The 16,221-nt window shown below is 72.1% G+C and carries 14 protein-coding genes; 6 read left to right on the top strand and 8 right to left on the bottom strand.

The features are described from left to right. Positions 1 to 1,329 (bottom strand): alpha/beta hydrolase (locus AC3ERT_RS35665; RefSeq protein ID WP_435179232.1); only part of this gene is annotated, 1,329 nt, incomplete at its 3' end. A gap of 259 nt (positions 1,330 to 1,588) precedes the next feature. On the opposite strand from AC3ERT_RS35665, the gene AC3ERT_RS35670 reads away from it, so the two are divergent. After that, positions 1,589 to 2,764: a glycosyltransferase gene (locus AC3ERT_RS35670; RefSeq protein ID WP_435179235.1), complete on the top strand. Its 1,176-nt coding sequence runs from the start codon at positions 1,589 to 1,591 to the stop codon at positions 2,762 to 2,764. On the opposite strand, the gene AC3ERT_RS35675 is transcribed toward AC3ERT_RS35670, so the two are convergent. After that, on the bottom strand, positions 2,713 to 3,444 hold the full coding sequence (locus tag AC3ERT_RS35675) for an alpha/beta hydrolase (RefSeq protein ID WP_435179237.1): 732 nt from the start codon (positions 3,442 to 3,444) through the stop codon (positions 2,713 to 2,715). The genes AC3ERT_RS35670 and AC3ERT_RS35675 overlap by 52 nt on opposite strands. A gap of 217 nt (positions 3,445 to 3,661) precedes the next feature. Between AC3ERT_RS35675 and AC3ERT_RS35680 the strand changes: the two genes are divergently transcribed. Continuing rightward, complete coding sequence (locus AC3ERT_RS35680) at positions 3,662 to 4,429, top strand: DUF899 family protein (RefSeq protein ID WP_435179239.1); 768 nt, start codon at positions 3,662 to 3,664, stop codon at positions 4,427 to 4,429. A gap of 55 nt (positions 4,430 to 4,484) precedes the next feature. On the opposite strand, the gene AC3ERT_RS35685 is transcribed toward AC3ERT_RS35680, so the two are convergent. The 6 genes from AC3ERT_RS35685 to AC3ERT_RS35710 all read right to left on the bottom strand — a co-directional run bounded on the left by AC3ERT_RS35685 (position 4,485) and on the right by AC3ERT_RS35710 (position 12,222). Further along, positions 4,485 to 5,324 (bottom strand): Ig-like domain-containing protein, encoded by an 840-nt coding sequence (locus AC3ERT_RS35685; RefSeq protein ID WP_435179241.1) that lies wholly within the window; start codon positions 5,322 to 5,324, stop codon positions 4,485 to 4,487. Between the two features lie 147 nt (positions 5,325 to 5,471). Continuing rightward, on the bottom strand, positions 5,472 to 7,124 hold the full coding sequence (locus tag AC3ERT_RS35690) for a cellulase family glycosylhydrolase (protein ID WP_435179243.1): 1,653 nt from the start codon (positions 7,122 to 7,124) through the stop codon (positions 5,472 to 5,474). A 298-nt stretch (positions 7,125 to 7,422) separates the two neighbouring features. Then, positions 7,423 to 10,176, bottom strand: a complete 2,754-nt coding sequence (locus tag AC3ERT_RS35695; RefSeq protein WP_435179245.1) for an NPCBM/NEW2 domain-containing protein — start codon at positions 10,174 to 10,176, stop codon at positions 7,423 to 7,425. 190 nt (positions 10,177 to 10,366) lie between these two features. Further along, positions 10,367 to 10,975 carry a DinB family protein gene (locus AC3ERT_RS35700; protein WP_435179247.1) on the bottom strand — a complete coding sequence of 203 codons (609 nt, stop codon included), beginning with the start codon at positions 10,973 to 10,975 and terminating at the stop codon, positions 10,367 to 10,369. A gap of 174 nt (positions 10,976 to 11,149) precedes the next feature. Next, complete coding sequence (locus AC3ERT_RS35705) at positions 11,150 to 11,365, bottom strand: DUF397 domain-containing protein (RefSeq protein ID WP_435179249.1); 216 nt, start codon at positions 11,363 to 11,365, stop codon at positions 11,150 to 11,152. Positions 11,366 to 11,391: 26 nt separating this feature from the next. Further along, positions 11,392 to 12,222, bottom strand: a complete 831-nt coding sequence (locus AC3ERT_RS35710; RefSeq protein WP_435179251.1) for a helix-turn-helix domain-containing protein — start codon at positions 12,220 to 12,222, stop codon at positions 11,392 to 11,394. A 306-nt stretch (positions 12,223 to 12,528) separates the two neighbouring features. On the opposite strand from AC3ERT_RS35710, the gene AC3ERT_RS35715 reads away from it, so the two are divergent. The 4 genes from AC3ERT_RS35715 to AC3ERT_RS35730 all read left to right on the top strand — a co-directional run bounded on the left by AC3ERT_RS35715 (position 12,529) and on the right by AC3ERT_RS35730 (position 16,193). Further along, on the top strand, positions 12,529 to 13,449 hold the full coding sequence (locus AC3ERT_RS35715) for a helix-turn-helix domain-containing protein (protein WP_435179253.1): 921 nt from the start codon (positions 12,529 to 12,531) through the stop codon (positions 13,447 to 13,449). A 118-nt stretch (positions 13,450 to 13,567) separates the two neighbouring features. Continuing rightward, entirely contained in the window at positions 13,568 to 14,014 is a 447-nt protein-coding gene (locus AC3ERT_RS35720; RefSeq protein WP_335982821.1) for a MarR family winged helix-turn-helix transcriptional regulator, read from the top strand. Positions 14,015 to 14,117: 103 nt separating this feature from the next. After that, positions 14,118 to 15,470 (top strand): MFS transporter, encoded by a 1,353-nt coding sequence (locus tag AC3ERT_RS35725; RefSeq protein WP_435179258.1) that lies wholly within the window; start codon positions 14,118 to 14,120, stop codon positions 15,468 to 15,470. A 165-nt stretch (positions 15,471 to 15,635) separates the two neighbouring features. Further along, the gene (locus AC3ERT_RS35730; protein ID WP_435179256.1) at positions 15,636 to 16,193 is read left to right on the top strand and encodes a cysteine hydrolase family protein; all 558 of its coding nucleotides are present in this window, start codon (positions 15,636 to 15,638) and stop codon (positions 16,191 to 16,193) included. Positions 16,194 to 16,221: the final 28 nt, after the last annotated feature.

Genomic DNA, 16,221 nt, shown 5'->3' on the forward strand with positions numbered 1-16,221 from the left:
CCCCCCCCCCCCCCCCCCCCCCCCCCCCCCCCCCCCCCCCCCCCCCCCCACCGCCCTGCGCCGCTCCGCCCGCAGCACCGGCTTGTCGTGCGCCACCCGGCTGCCGGCCCCCGCGCCGCGCCCGCCCTTCGCACCGGGATGCGCCTTCCCGGCCGCGTGCCGCGGCGCCACGTCCTGCGGGAAGATCAGCTGCTGGCTCTGCCACGCCAGCGCCGCGGGCATCTCACTGGTCCACGTACTGAAGTTGTGCACCCCGTGGGCGGGGAAGATCGACGCGGTCCGCATCGGCGCCTTCGCCAGCCGCAGGAACTCCCGTGCCTTCGGGTAGATGTTCTCGTCCCCGTGCCGGCTCGCGGCGACCAGCACCGACACCTGCGGGATCGGCAGGTGCCGCAACCGCCAGTACAGGTCGTGGGAGTCGATCCGCTTCTGCCGGGAGACGCCGCTGCCGAACAGGTCACCGGTGGTGATGTCCTGATGGATGGTGAAGTCCGGGGACAGCGCCGCCGCCGAGGTGAAGACCCCCGGGTCGCGCATCGCCAGCTGCAGCGCGCAGGTGCCGCCGGAGGAGTAGCCCAGCGCGCCCCACGCGGTGGCGCTGTGGCCCACCCGGTAGGTGGCCTTGAGGGCGTCGGGCAGGTCCTTCGCCAGGAACGTCTCGGTCTGCGGCCCGCCGGGCACGTTGACGCACTCGGTGTCGCGCGGCGGCGCGATCGTCGGGCGGATCTCCACGATGACCGTCGGCTGCATCCGGCCCTGTCTCATCAGCTGCTGGGAGATCTGCCACACCCGCAGCCCCTGCGCGAGGTTGTAGATGCTGCCCGGATAGCCGCTCATCGCCAGGATCACCGGGAAGCGCTGCCGGGCGTACGCCTTCTGGAAGTACTCCGGCGGCAGGTAGACGAACGCCGGGTCGATCACCCCGGTGCGCCGCCCTATCACCCGCACCGACTCCACCCGGCCGTTGCGGGACGCCGGCGCGCTCGGGATGCCGCTGACCCCCTTGAGCAGCGAGGTCGCCCCCGGCTCGATCAACGCGGTCCTCGTGGTCAGGGCGGTGCCCGACGCGTTCGGGCCGATCGCGACCGGCGCGGTCTTCCCGGTGCCGAACAGGTCGCTCCAGGAACCGTAGAACTGGTAGTCGGCGTTGACGGCCGCGAGCAGCGCGGTGACCGTCACGAGCTGGGTCACCCCGATCACCGCCAGCCGCGCGGCCACCCACCCCCAGCCGGTACGGGCCAGCCGCGGCCACGTCCACACCGTGAGCACCACGCACGCCGCGGCCACCCCGGCCAGGACATACGCCGTCGACCAGCTGGTGAGGTTCACGCCGCGCCCCCTTTCCCTTCCGTTTCCGTACCGTCCACAGGGCTAGAGGGACACGGGGCGCGGTGCGTTCCGTGCGAAGGGTGTGACGATGCGGCAAAGTCCGGAACCGTCCCCGGAAAGGCGGGTTGCGCCGATGCGGGCACCCGTGGCGGCGCCCGCCGCTAGGCTGGGGCGGCCGTGCCGGGGGACGCGGGGCCGGGGCGGCGCCCGGCGGCGGAAGGGCGCCGCGACGCAGCTCAGGGGGAGGCGGTTTTCGCACGTGAGAGTCCTGCATGTGGTCACCCTGCACACGCCCACCAACGACTTCGGCGGCCCGACCCGGGTCGCCCTCAACCTGTCGCGGGGCCTGCGGGCCAAGGGCGTGGACGCCCGGATCGCCACCCTCGGCGACGGCTTCACCGGGCCGCTGCCGACCGAACTGGAAGGCGTGCCGTCCTTTGTCCACCAGGCCCGGCACGTGCTGCCCGCCTTCGAGGTCAGCGGCATCACCTCGCCCGGGCTGCTGGCCCGGGCCCGTCGGATGGCCGCCGGCGCGGACGTGGTGCACGTCCACCTGATGCGCGACCTGATCACGCTGCCGTTCGCACTGGTGGCGCTCGCCGCCGGGGTGCCGCTGGTGGTGCAGACCCACGGCATGATCGACCCGACGGAGAAGGCCTTCGCCAAAGCCGTCGACCTGCTCGGCCTGAAACGGGTGCTGCGCCGGGCCGACGCCATCCTGCACCTGACCGCGGACGAACGCGACGGCGTCCAGGCGGTCGTACCCGACACCCCCCTGACCACCTTCCACCGCCTGGTCAACGGCGTCGCCCGCCAGGACCGCCGCCCGCCGCGCACCGGCGACCGCCCGCCGACGATCCTCTACGCCGCGCGCGTCCAGAAACGCAAGCGCCCCGAGGACTTCGTCGCCGCGATGCCCGCGGTGCTCGCCGTCCACCCCGGCGCCCGCTTCGTGCTGGCCGGGCCCGACACCGGCGCGCTCACCGGGCCGCTGCGCGCGCTCGCCGCCGAACTCGGCGTCGCCCACGCCCTTCAGACCCCCGGCCCGCTCGGCCACGACGAGGTACTGGCCCGGCTGCGCACCGCCGACGTGTACGTCCTGCCGTCCGTGGTCGAGCCGTTCGCCGTCTCGCTGCTGGAGGCGATGTCCGTCGGCGTCCCCGTCGTCGCCGCCGCGACCGGCGGCCTCTCCCCGGACATCGAGGCGGCCGGCGCCGGCGTCATCACCCCCAGCCGGCCCGACGCCGACAACGGCCCCCTGGTGGCCGCGGCGATCCTCGAACTGCTCGACCCCGACACCAACGCCCGTACGTCCGAGGCGGCTTGGCGGCTGGTCGAGGACCGCTTCTCGATCGGCGCGGTGGTCGAGGACCTCCTCGCGGTCTACTCCCGGGTGTCGGCCGCGCCGAACTCCGCCCGCAGGCGCGGGATGTAGTCGGCGAGCGCCGGAGCCCAGCAGCCGTAGTCGTGCCCGCCGTCGCAACCGGGCGCCAGCGACACCCCGTTGCCGTAGTCGTCAAGGCGGGCGGGAATACCGAGGCGGTCCAGCCGGGCCTTGACCTGCCGGGCCGCGACCCGCGTGAACGCGTCCAGCGGCAGGCTGCTGCCGGTGTACAGGGTGACGTCGGTGCCCGCCAGCCTCGCGAGGTCGGCCGGTGCGGCCGGGTCGTCCACGCTGCCCGCGCCGCCGTGCAGGGAGTACGTCACCGGCCAGCGCCGGGCGGGGTCGGCGGCGTAGTCCGCGGGCAGGAAGATCCGTATCCGGTGCGGGCCGGACACCTGCGGGGTGGTCACGGTGAGCGTGAAGTCGGTGGGGGAGTGCGCGACGGGGGCGCCGACCAGGGTCAGGCCGAAGCCGCTGGTGAACGGGGGAAGTTCGGTGGCCGCTCGGGCGGCGGGTGCCAGGGCGGGCAGGGGCAGTACGGCAAGGGCGGCGGCCGCCAGAGCTGTTCGGACCGTTCGGACCCGTCGGACCCGTCGGACCCTTCGGACCGCTGACCGCCGGGTCGGGCCGGTGAGCGTCACGCCGAGGACGGCCAGGTGCGCGTACGTCGGTGACTTCGTGGGGGCTCCGTAAGTCGTCGGACGGCCGAAGGAGGGCCGGGGTGCCGTCACAGGCTCGCCTCGGGCGCGGCCGGGGGGACAGGCCAGCATGGCGGCCATATCTGGCGGGTGACCGTTCCACCGTCCTGACCTGCGGAAAGGCGTGACGCACGGTGGAGGTAGGGCAGTTGGCGCGGCCTTGTCTCCCGCGTTTCCGCGGGTGGCGATGAGTTCCGTGCGCGGCGGGAGTCTGACGTGGTGACAGCACTGGACACCCACGGAGGACCGTATGACGACCCCGCCCGCCGTCCCCGCCCGCCCGCCGATCGTGGACATGGCCACCTGGCAGGCCGCCCGCGACGAACTGCTGGTCCGGGAGAAGGCCCACACCCGGGAGGGCGACGCGATCGCCGCCGCGCGCCGCCGCCTGCCGATGGCCGAGTTCGACGGCACCGTGGAGGTCGTCGGCCCGAACGGCCCGGTCCCCTTCCTCGACCTCTTCCAGGGCCGCGACGAACTCCTCGTCTACAAGCACATGTGGTGGGACGGCGCGCCCCACCAGGGCCAGTGCGAGGGCTGCACCGTCACCGCCTGGCACATGAAGGACGCCGTGTACCTCAACAGCCGCGGGGTGTCGTTCGCGATCCTGACCCCGGGCCGCTGGGAGGAGGTCGCCGCCTTCACCGACTTCATGGGCTACACCCAGCCCTGGTACTCCGTGCGCGGCCTGGAGGAGCCGGTCGGCGGCGAGATGGGCCACCTCACCAGCTATCTGCGCGACGGCGACCGTACGTTCCTCACCTACTCCACCACCGGCCGCGGCACCGAGGCGGCCAGCGGGTCCTTCGCCCTGCTCGACATGACCCCCTACGGCCGCGGCGAGGCGTGGCAGGACGTCCCCGAGGGGTGGCCCGAGGGCAAGGGCCCCTGCTGGTACTGGCGTTCGGACGCGGACGGCAACGCCACCTGGGGCCCCACCGGCCGTCCCGTCCCCCAGTGGACGCGCCCCGGCGCCACCCCCGAGACCACCCTCGGCCGCCAGGGCACCCACCACTGACACCCCGGCCGGCCGGCGGGACCCCCGCCGACCGGCCGTCAACCGTACGGCACCGTCAGCCCGTTGCCGGGACCACCACCCAGTCCGTGGACGTGGCGTGGTCGTCGTCGCCCTTGAAGTCCACCGTGTAGAGGGTGTCGCCGGGGCCGGGCACGTCGTCGAAGGCGAACGTACCGTCCGCGCCGACCCGGAGCGTCGGCAGCGAGGGCGCGCCGCCCTTCGTACGGCGCTGCACGCGCACCACTGTGCCGGCGGGCAGCGCGGTGCCGGTCGTGGTGAGCGTCCCGGCGATGTGCACGCTGCCGCCGGTACCCGAGGTCGGCGCGGCCAGCGTCAAGGAGGTCGGCGCCTTGTCGACGGTGACCGTCGTAGTGGCGTCGTCGGCCGGGTCGTGCTCGGCGTCGCCCGCGTACGACACGGTGTACGTCGCGGTCCCCGCGTCCGGCGGGGTGTCCTCGAAGGTGAACGAACCGTCGGCGGCCGCCGTGACCGGATCGAGCGGGTGGCTGCCGGAGGCGTCCGTACGGACCGCCGTCAGGCGCGCGGCAGGCCCGGACGCCGGCCCCACCAGCGAGGCGTCCGCGCTGAGCGAGGCGTCCTGCGCGACCGGGATGGTGGGCATGGTGCTCTTGGACCACTGCCGGCCCGAGATGCCCTTCGAGTCGGCCGTGTCGTACAGCTCCGCGTACGAGGCGTTGGTCGTCCACGTGTACAGCAGCTTCCCCGGCGCCCCGGGCTGCTGGGGAGCGAACCGGAAGTTCATCCCCGATGTCTGGTTGCCGGGCGGCTCGGTGGTTGCCTGGTAGTGCATGTAGCTCGCGGTCGTGGTGTTCGTGTCGCAGTTCACCGTGACGTTGCTGGCGTTCTCGGTCCACCAGCGCTTGCCGCCCGACACCGCGACCTCCCGCCCGCACAGGCCGAGATAGGCGTCGCCGAGCCAGTTTCCGGTGACGGCGTAGGTGTCGGCGTTCAGCGTGACGATGTACTCGCAGCGGGCCGGCCTGCTCGTGGACCGGCCGGCCCGCCGTGCCGTGGTGGTCCGTCAGGAAGCCGTGCAGGTCAGCGCCGGTACGGTGAACGCACCGGCCGAGGTGCCCTGGACGCCGAACGTGGTGGAGCCCGAGCCCGCGACGGCGGCGTTGTAGGAGAGGCTCTTCGCCGTCACCGCGCTGCCGGTCTGGCTGACGTCGGCGCTCCAGGCGCTGGTCTCCTTCTCGCTGCCCGGCCAGGACCACGTGACGGTCCAGCCGTTGACGGCGGTGCTGCCCGCGGTGACCGTGACGGTGGCGGTAAAGCCGGTGTCCCACTGGTTGTCCACGTGCAGGACCGCCGTGCAGCTGCTGCCGCCCGTACTGCCGCCCGTTCCGCCCGTACTGCCGCCGCTGGACGTACCCGATGACGTGCCGCTCGACGTGCCGGACGACGTACCGCCCGTGGACGTGGTGCCGTCGAAGCCGGGGGCCTTGATACTGGCGAGGTAGCCGTCCTTGACGGTGTCGACGGTCTGCCAGTCGTCCTTGAGGATGCCGCCGGTGTCACCGGAGTCCGGGTTCCACGACCAGAACGTCCAGTTGAAGCTGTCCCCGCCGTAGGTCGCGGTGGGGCGCATGTAGTCCACGAGGGCCTTGAGCCAGGTCTGGTCGGTCGTGGACTGCAAGGTGGTGCCGAACTCGCCCACCCAGACGGGCGCGAGGTTCTGCTTGAAGATGTAGCCCCAGTACTTGTCCCAGATGCCGGGCATGTTCGCCGGGAACGACGGGTCGTTGAACCAGCTCTGCTGGGCGACGCTGGTGGCGTAGTCGTGCGCGGAGTACACCACGCGGTTGGCGACGTCGAGTTGCACCGGGTACTGCCCGACGCCCATCAGGTTGCCGCCCCACCAGCCGGACGTGCCGTTGTAGGTCTGGATGCCCTCCACGAAGATCAGCAGGTCCGGGTTGACGCCGAGCACCGCGTCGCCCGCCCGCTCGGCGGCCAGCCGCCAGTCGATCGTGGTGTCGCCGCAGCCCCAGCAGGCCGGGTCGTGCGGCTCGTTGTGCAGGTCGATGCCGACCACGGCCGGGTTGCCGGCGTAACGGGTGGCCAGCGCCTTGAGGTCGGTGATCCACGTCGACTCCGGGACGGAGCTGGTGTACCACAGCGCGCTCTGCCCGCTGGCGTCCGGCCGGTGCCGGTCGAGGATGATCCGCAGGCCGATCGAGCCCGCGTAGTCCACGATCTTGTCCATGACCTGAAGGGACGTCAGCCCCTCCAGGTCCTCGTTCATGTTGTAGAAGTTGATGCTGTCGGGCATCGTGCCGGGCTTGAAGATGTCGTCGCTGTAGGGCAGCCGGATGGTGTTGTAGCCCAGCGACTTCATCTGGTCCATCATCGACTTGTAGTCACGCGCCCAGAGGCCGTGCGGCACGTGGTTGTCGGTCTCGAAGCCGAACCAGTTGACGCCCGCGATGCGCACCGGCTGGCCGGCCGCGTCCAGGATCTGGCGTCCGCTGGTGTGCCAGTAACCGGTCCCGGCGGCCGGGGCGGCGGTGGCGGCGGTGGCGGCCGGTGGGGCGGCGGCGCGGGCCGGCGACTGCCCGGCCAGCGCGAACAGGGACATCAGGGCCATCAGGGCCGCGGCCACGAGGGCGGTCAGGGGCACCCGCCATGCGCGGGACGCTCTCGGGGGGCCGGCGAAGCCCGGAGTGGTGACCATGGGGCGATTCCTCTCGGTGGGGGGAACGGAACGCTGCCGGTCGGAGATGTGCGCGGGGACGCGTATGGGAGCGCTCCCACGTGCACTTTGCATAAAAGCGACGTTCCGTGCGCGCAGTCAAGAGGGCGGCCGGGGTTCAACAAGTGAAGCAGTCAACGCCGTTGGGAGAGGGGCTACTTCACGTCACTGGATGCGCGGGGTGTGGTCGGCCCGCGCGCGTACGCCCGCTGCCCCGCCACCTCGAACGGGTGACGGGGCAGCGGTCCCGGGTGCCGCGTGCGATGTGCGGCGGCGGACGTCAGCCGGCGCAGGTGAGTTGGGCCAGCCCCCAGTCCGCGTGGTCGTAGTTCTTGCCGTCGCCGCCGTCACCGACGGCCAGGCTCAGGGTGTGCACCCCGGTGGTGTCGACGGACAGGTCCACCGCGCTCTGTCCGCCGCGGATCACGTCGGTGGCGGCGAGCTGCCGCCCGTCGTCGCCGAGCACGGTGAAGGTGACGCTGCCCTGCCCGCCGGTCTCGTCGTCGACCCCGACGTGGGCCTCGAAGCGGGTGCAGCGGCCCTGGAGGTCGATCTGCACCTGGGCCGGGGCGTTCATGCCCAGGCCCTTGGCGTACACGGTGCCGTCGATGGTCAGCGGGTTCCCGTCCTGCCCGCCCGCCTCGCCGTTGGACTGGTCGCGCTCGACCGGCCCGTAGCCGTTGGTCTCGGAGAGGAACGGCTGGTCGCTGGCGTAGACCGTGCCGTGCAGAGGTACGGAGACCTGCACGACCTCCTCGACGTGGATGGGCGGGGCGTTGCCGCCGGCCGGGTCGGCGTAGGTGGCCACCACGGGCACATCGACCTCGCCGCCCGGCTGGTCCTTGCCGACCGTCACGGTCCAGTGGCCGGCGAGCGGTTTGCCCGCTGGCAGCGAACCGGCCGCCACCGCCGGTCCGTTGGCGCTCCAGCCGGCGGGGAGCCGGTCGCGGTCCACGGCCAGCCGCACCTGCCGCAGGGCCGTTCCCTGGGGCAGTTCGAACGTCGCGTCGATCCCGACCGTGGTGCCGGCGCCCGCGGTCACGGCCGAGGGGGCCGGCGTCAGCGTCGTGGCCGGCGCGGTGATCACCGGGTTCTCGCAGTCGGTGCGGCCCTTGGTGGCCGGGCAGGCCAGGGCGACGAAACCGCCGTTGGCGGCGGCCGGCACCGTCAGCGTGTCCTGCGCGGTCACCGTCCTCACGGTGCGCACCAGTTGGCCGTCGCTGTCGCCGACCGTCTCCACCAGCCAGCTGCCCTTGCCGAGGAAGCCGAGCGGCGCCTTCATCGTGTCGCCCGCGCCGGCCAGGATGCCGCCGACGAACCAGCGGTCGCCGTTGCGGCGGGCGATGACGGCCTGCCGGTCACCGGCCGGCTGCTGGCCGGGGCCGCCGGAGACCAGGTGCGTCTCGTCCCAGGTGGTGGGGAGTTGTTCGAGGAAGCGCTCGGCCACCGGCTGCGCGGCGAACCCCTCGGGGTTGTCGCCCAGCGAGGTCCACCCGGACTCGTAGACCACGGGCAGCGCCAGCTCGTGGGCGAGCGAGTCCTGCCGGTTGGGGCGGGAGAACCAGGTCGGGGTGTAGTCCATCGAGCCGACGATGTTGCGGGTGAAGGCGAGGAAGATGTCGCGGGTGGGGTTCTGCCCGTTCTCCTCACCGCGGACCGCCTCCACGCTCATCACCTGCGGCCAGGTGCGCTGGAGGCCGCGCGGGATCGTGGCGCCGTGGAAGTCGATCATCAGCCTGAGCCGGGCCGTGTCGCGCAGGATGGCGTCGTACCACTGGAAGGTGGACTGGGAGTCGGAGTACATGTAGTCGACCTTGACGCCCGCCACGCCCCACGCCTTGACCTTCGGCAGCCAGGCGTCGCGCTGGGCCTGGGTCTTGAGGTCGTTCCAGTCGAACCACAGGATCACGTCCACGCCCTTGGCCCGCGCGTAGCGGACCAGCTCGGGCACCCAGCTCGCCTGCCAGCCGGCGTCCACGAGCGTGTAGCGCAGGCGGTGGGCGGCCGCGTAGTCCACGAAGTCCTTCTGGCGGTCGAAGTCGCCGGGGCTGTCACCGTCGCTCAGCCAGGACCAGTCGTCCACGCCCGGCTGAATCCAGGAGGTGTCCTTCACCTTCGAGGGCGGCGCGAGGTCGTCCACCAGGGTCGACCCGACCAGCGTGTCCAGGCTGCCCACGATCGCGGTGCGCCAGGGCGTGGACAGCGGCCCCTGCGAGGTGACGGGCGCGTCGTCCGCCAGCGCGACGGAGTACGTGCCGCTGCCGTCCACGTGGTCGAGGTGGCTGCCGGAGTAGCGGCCGTCCACGTCGGCCTCGGTGAGCAGCACGTAGGTGCTGCCCTCCTCGAAGAGCGTCGGGTAGCCGAAGGAGCAGGTGGTGCCGGTGCACGTCTTGGGCTGGGCTTCGTTGGCCGCGCCGGCCGTGGTCTCGGTCCGCTCCGTCTCGTAGCTGGTCGCGTACGGCTGGACCCAGGCTTTGGCGTCTGTCGGCAGTGCGAAGGACGAGGTCTCGGCGGTGACCGTCACGGTGCCGGTGCCGGTGCCGGTGCCGGTGTCGCTGCCGTCGAGCAGGTACCGGTAGGCGACGCCGTCGTCGGACACCCGGACAGCGAGGCCGAGTTGGGCGCCGTCGGTGCCGCGGAAGGTGAACGTGGCCTCGTGCATCGTGGCCGAGCGCCGCAGTTGCTTGCCGGTGGTCATCTGGTACGACTCGTGGACCGTGCGGTCCTGGCGCCTCACCAGTTCCAGACCCGCCGTCAGGTCGTGCTGGTCGGTGCGGATTCCGAGCCGGCCCGGCAGCAGCACCGGCGTGCCGCCGCGGTCGACGGCGAGGTGCAGCTCGCCCGCGGAGTCGAGGTCCAACTGCGCGGTGAGGGTCGAGCGGGCGGGGTCGTCCACCGTCCACGTGCCGGGGGAGTGCGGGGCGGAGGTGGACTGCGGGGTGGAGGCGGAGCGAGGTGCGGCGGTCGAGGGTGCGGCGGCCGCCACGACCAGTCCGCTGCCGACGAGCGCCGAAAGGGCGACCCCGGTCACCACGTGCCGGAGTCGATTACGTCGAAGTCGCATGCGTGTCCCTTGCCTTGGACCGCCCGCCCCCGCCGGAACCGATCCCTGACCGATCGTTCGCAGTTCGCGCTCCGTGGCGGGGCCCGATGGTCGTCAGATGAACAACACCGAACTTTTTCCAAGGATTTCCATCACATGTCACCGGACTTGCACACGCGCGTCAACCCTTCTGACGGAGTTCGCCGCCACCCACCACACCAACTCGCCCTCTGGCGGCCTGCTCGATCTTCGCGCGGTACGCGGCGCGGGCGTCCTCATCGATCCGCGTCTCGTGTTCGGGGCGCATCCCGGTTCGGCCGTCGACACCCTCGCGCAGGATGTCGGCGTGCCCGGCGTGCCGGTTGGTCTCGCCGAGGACGTGGACCATGACGGCGAAGAGGTTCGTGCGGGAGTGGGGCTCCGGCCACCACGGCACGTGGCCGGGGGCATCGAGGGGAAGCTCGTTGATCCTCGCGTCCGAGTGTTCCCACGTGCGCCGGTAGAACTCGATGATCTGATCGCGGGTCTCGTCCTCGGTCGCCCACAGATCGCTGCCGTCGTGGTCCTGCCACCGGGGCAGCGGTTCCGGGGAAGGGCGGCCGAAGACCTCGCCGAAGTACCTGGCCTCGACACTGGCCACGTGTTTGACCAGGCCGAGGAGGTTGCTCCCGGTCACGGTCAACGGCCGGCGGCTGTCGTACTCGGACAGGCCGTCGAGCTTCCAGACCAGCGCCTCGCGGTCCCGCCGCAGTCTCCCGTGCAGGTGGTCCTTGGCGAATTCATCGATCATGCGGGAGGAGCCTGCCATGGGCTGCTCGCGGCCTCAACGTCCCGTGCGGTGCCAGGTGTGGACGACGCGGTCATGCCGACCCGCCGACGGGCGGACCTCGGCGCGGGTGCTCCTCTGGGAGGGGGAGTGATACCAGCCCGCACTCCCCGTCACGGCTGCCGCGTGAGAACGGTATTAGGCGGTGGGGAACTCGTCGGCGCGGAGGGCGGTGACGAAGGAGGCCCACTCCGTGGTGGAGAAGGTGAGCACGGGGCCCTGGGGGTCCTTGGAGTCGCGGACGGCGGCGGTCGCGGACAACTCGGCGAACTCCACGCACTGTCCACCACCGGAGTCGCCACCACTGTGGCTGCTCTTGCGCCAGACGGCGCCGTCCAGTCCGGATGCGTGCATCGCCCCTACCTCTGCTTCCTACCGTCTCACAGCCCTTGCTTGATCCGCTGGATCAGGTCGCGGCTGGCCGCTGGGCTCATGGCTACCGACCTCAGGGAGTCGAAGGTAAGCGTATAGGTGCTGGTCTCCTCCGTCGTCTCCATATACAGCGTGCCAGTTGGGTGCTCGACCGTCACCACGTCGGAGAACGCCGGGTTCGGGAAGCCGAAGACCACGAAGGCACCCGTGAGCCCCGGGTGCGCGCCCGCGCTCAACGGCAGCACCTGTAGCTCGACGTTCGGCCGCTCCGCCAGCGCGAGCAGGTGCTCGAGTTGCGGCACCATCACGCGAGCGGACCCCACGTTGCTGCGCAGTGCCGCCTCCCCCTCGATCAGGCAGATGCGCGGCGCCTGCTCGCCCTCGAGCACCGTCTGCCGCTGCATGCGGACGTCCACCAGCCGGTCGATCTCGTCGTCTCCGAGCATTGCCGGGTTGGCCCGGTACAAGGCGCGTGCGTAGTCGCCGGTCTGGAAGAGCCCGCTGATCAGGAGGGGCTGGAACGATCGGATGTAGTCGGCGGTCTGCTCGTAGTCGATGTGGTCGGCGTACGAGGGCAGGTCGTTCCACAGGCGCTGGACCCAGCCGCGTTCGCGGCTGCGCCGGGCGAGACCGACCAGGCCCTCGACGTACTCCGGGTCGGTGACCTCGTAGAACGCGAGGAGTGCGCGCAGTTCGCCGACGGAGATGCCGAGGTGCGCGTTCTCGATCCGGCTTATCTTGCTGCGGTGGCAGCCGATCTGCTCGGCGGCCTGGTCCGGCGTCTTGCCGGCTTCCTCGCGGAGCCGCACCAGCATCGTGGCGAGTCGGCGACGGCGCACCGTCGGGCGTGGCTGGACCACGGTCATCCCTTTCGTTCGGGCGTGGCGGGCGTCGAGGCTCTACCGCCCGCTCGCGGTTTTGGAACGGTTTCCATCCGATTCGGTTGCGGGATCACGGGCGGGCGGAGCATGCTGGTTTCCGAACCAACTGCGCGCGCACTGCGCATCCTGACGGACCGTGGGAAGCATCGTACGGGAAAGGTCATCGCGTGACGTTCCGGTCGCAGAACCCGCCGGGCCGCCGCATCCCGCATCCCGCGGACGAGCCCCACGCCGTACCTAAGCCGTACCGAAGGAGCACCGATCATGACCAATCCCGGACGCTTCACCGCGAGGAAGCTGGACCCGGCGCTGTCGGCACGGTCGTTGTACGGAGCCGAGTTGAGGTACTACCGGGAGCGCGCCGGGCTGACGCTCGGGGAGTTGGCGGACATGCTGCACATCGAGCTGTCGTACCTGGCCCGGATCGAGCAGGGGGAGCGCAGGTTCGACCCGGAGTTGGCCGACGTGCTGGACCGGCTGCTGGACACCGGCGGCTTCTTCGTCCGGAACCTCACCGCGGGCCGCTCCGCGCCCGACCCCAACAAGCTGTCCCCGCTCGCCGATTGGGAGCGGCTCGCCGCGACCATCAAGGAGTGGGACGCCACGCTTGTCCCCGGACTGCTACAGACCGACGCGTACGCGAAAGCTGTGGCGGAGACGTACGCGCCGCTGCTCGCGGACCGGCCCACCCGGTACCGGTGGGAAGCGCGGCTGTCACGTACGCCGGTGCTGCACGATCCGAAGGGGCCGCGCTACCTGGCCGTCCTCGGTGAAGCGGTCCTGCACCGCGGCCTCGGCGGCCCCGCCACCATGGCGGAGCAACTGCACAGCCTGGCCGCGCTGATCCGCCGGCGGCGCATCACCGTACGGGTGCTGCCGCTGGCCGCGACGCCCCACCCCACCGGCACCGACGGCGCGTTGCGCCTGATGACGTACGCCGACGAGAGCCCCGCGCTGCACTTCACCGCCCACCACACCGGCAACCACTTCACCGACCCGGGCGCGGTCAACCTCGCCCACCTCACCCACGACCTCCTCACCGCCGCCGCGCTTCCCCCGGAGGACTCCCTCGCCCTGATCGAGTCCACCGCCGCCGACTACCGCGCCCGGACCCCCGCCCCCTCGGCCGCCGGGGAGCGCTCCGCCCGCGCCCGTCCGCGCGGCCGCGAGCTGGAGCACCGGTAAGGGCTGTCAGCGGTGGTGGCTCGCCGGGGGGCGTTGGTGTGCGGCCCGAGGGGAGGTGCACAGGCTAGCTGCGCAGGAAAACTGGACAGTTTGGGCTGTCTAAATTACGGTGGGGTGCATGAGCACAGAGAGCACCCCGTCGGCCTCGGCGGTTCGGGCGTCGAACGACGTGCGGGCCGTGATCAGGCGGCTGCGCCGCAAAGTGCGGGCTGCCGCGGCGGACGACGGCTTCGTGTTCGCCCGGATGTCGGTGCTCGGGCAGCTGATGGACAACGACCACCTCACCGTGAGCGACCTCGCCGCGATCGAGGGGATGCGGCACCAGTCGATGGCCGCGACGATCGCCGGGCTGGCCGAGCTGGGGATGGTCGAGCGCCGCCGGGACCCGGACGACGGCCGGCGGCTGCTGATCGGGCTCACCGCGGAGGGGCGGCGCCAGGCCGAAGCGGGACGGCAGGCGCGCGGCGAATGGCTGGCGGGCGAGCTGGAGCACAAGTGCACCGAGGAAGAGCGGCAGACCGTGATCGCCGCCATGGCCGTACTGGAGCGACTCGTCCGTGACTGAGCAGGAGCAGGAGCAGGAGCAGGAAGAGGGCCAGGAGCAGACCGCCGAGGCCGCGCCCGGCGCCCCTGCCGGCAAGGCGTTCGACCGCCGCCTCATCCCCCCGATGATGCTGGGATCGGTACTCAACCCGATCAACTCCACGATCATCGCGGTCGCCCTCGTGCCGATCGGCAAGGCGTTCGGGGCGCCGCCCTCGCAGACCGCGTGGCTGGTCTCGGCGCTGTACCTGGCCACCGCGCTGGGCCAGCCGATCGTCGGGCGGCTGATCGACATCTTCGGCCCGCGCCGGCTGTTCCTGCTGAGTACGGGCCTGGTCGGCGTCGCCGGAGTCGTCGGCACCCTGGCACCCGACCTGGGGGTGCTGATCGCCGCGCGGGTCGTGCTCGGCTTCGGCACGTGCGCGGGCTACCCCGCCGCGATGGCGCTGCTGCGCAGCGAGGCCGCGCGGACCGGCCAGGACAGCCCGGCGGGCGTGCTGACCACCCTCGCCGTCGCCAACCAGACGATCGCCGTGGTCGGACCGCTGCTGGGCGGCGTGCTGATCGGACTGGGCGGCTGGCGCGTCACCTTCGCGCTCAACATCCCGCTGTCCGTGCTCGCGGTCGCGCTCGGCGCCCTGCGGCTGCCGAAGCAGCAGGGCGAACGGCCGGGAGCCCGGCGGGAGTTGGCCGCACGCATCGACCTGCCCGGCATGGGCCTGTTCGCGGCGATGCTCTTCTCCCTGCTGCTCTTCCTGATGAACCTGCACCTCGCCAACTGGTACCTGCTGCTGATCACCCTCGCCGCCGGAACCGCCTTCGCCGTACGGGAGTTGCGCGCCCCCACCCCCTTCATCGATCTGCGGGTGCTGGGCGGCAACACCCCGCTGCTCGCCACCTACGGCCGGTCGCTGGTCGCGTACGTCGTGTCGTACGCCTTCCTCTACGGCTTCACGCAGTGGACCGAGGAGGGGTACGGGCTGACGCCCTTCCACGCCGGGCTGGTGCAGATACCGATGTTCCTGGTGGGGATCTGCGTGTCCGTGACGGTCGGGCGGCGGCGCGGGGTGGTCGGGAAGCTGCTGCTCGGCGCGGTGGGCCAGATCGCGGCGTGCGCGCTGATGCTGGGCCTCACGGCGGGCAGCCCGCTGTGGATGCTGGTGCTGCTGGCCGTCGTCTTCGGCGTGCCGCAGGGCGCGAACAGCCTCGCGTTGCAGAACTCCGTGTACTTCCAGTCCGATCCGGAGCGCACCGGGTCCTCGGCGGGGCTGCTGCGGACCTTCGGCTACCTCGGGTCGATGATCGCCTCCTCCGCCACCGCCGTGTCCTTCGGCGACCGCGCGAGCACCGGCGGGATGCACCACCTGGCGTGGTTCATGCTCGGCGCGGGGGCGCTGTACCTGCTGGCCACCGCCTTCGACCGCACGCTGCGGCGCCTGCCGACCGGGGACGCGCCGGGGAAACGATCCGCCGCGTAAAACACCTACCGGCCAGCCACCCGGTCACCCGCCCGGCCGACGACCAACTCCCTTGCCCCGCCCGCCCGTCGGCCCGTCCGCCCCGCGCCCGCGGCCACCCAGCCCCACCCATTTCCGCACCTCCGCACCTCCGCACGACGAACCACCCTCACGAAAGGCCGAACCGTGTCCCGTACCGCCCTGCTCGCCATGGACCTCCAGCAGACCACCGTCACGCACGTGTCCCCGGACTACGTCCCGGCCGCCGCGGCCGCCCTGGCAACCGCCCGTGCCGCCGACGTCCCGGTCATCCACGTCGCGCTGCGGCTGCGCGCCGGGCACGTGGACGCGCACCCGCGCAACAAGGTCTTCGGCGCCCTGCCGAAGCACCTGTTCACCGCCGACGACCCCGGCGCCGCCTTCCACCCCGAACTGGCTCCGGTCGGCGACGAGATCGTGGTCCACAAGAACCGCGTCAGCGCCTTCGCGGGCAACAACCTCCGGCAGATCCTCGCCGCGCAGGGCATCGACCGCCTCGCCCTGGCCGGGATCGCCACCAGCGGCATCGTGCTGTCCACCGCGCTCGAGGCGGCCGACCTGGACTACCAGGTCACGGTCCTCTCCGACGCCTGCGCCGACTCCGACCCCGAGGTGCACGAGATGCTCCTGACCAGGCTGCTCAACCGCCGGGTGGACGTGGCCACCACCAAGGAGTGGGCGGCCGCCCTGGAGTCCGCGCACTGAGCACGACCGCGGGGGGGGGGGGGGGGGG

It is taken from the genome of Actinacidiphila sp. bgisy145 (assembly GCF_057708125.1).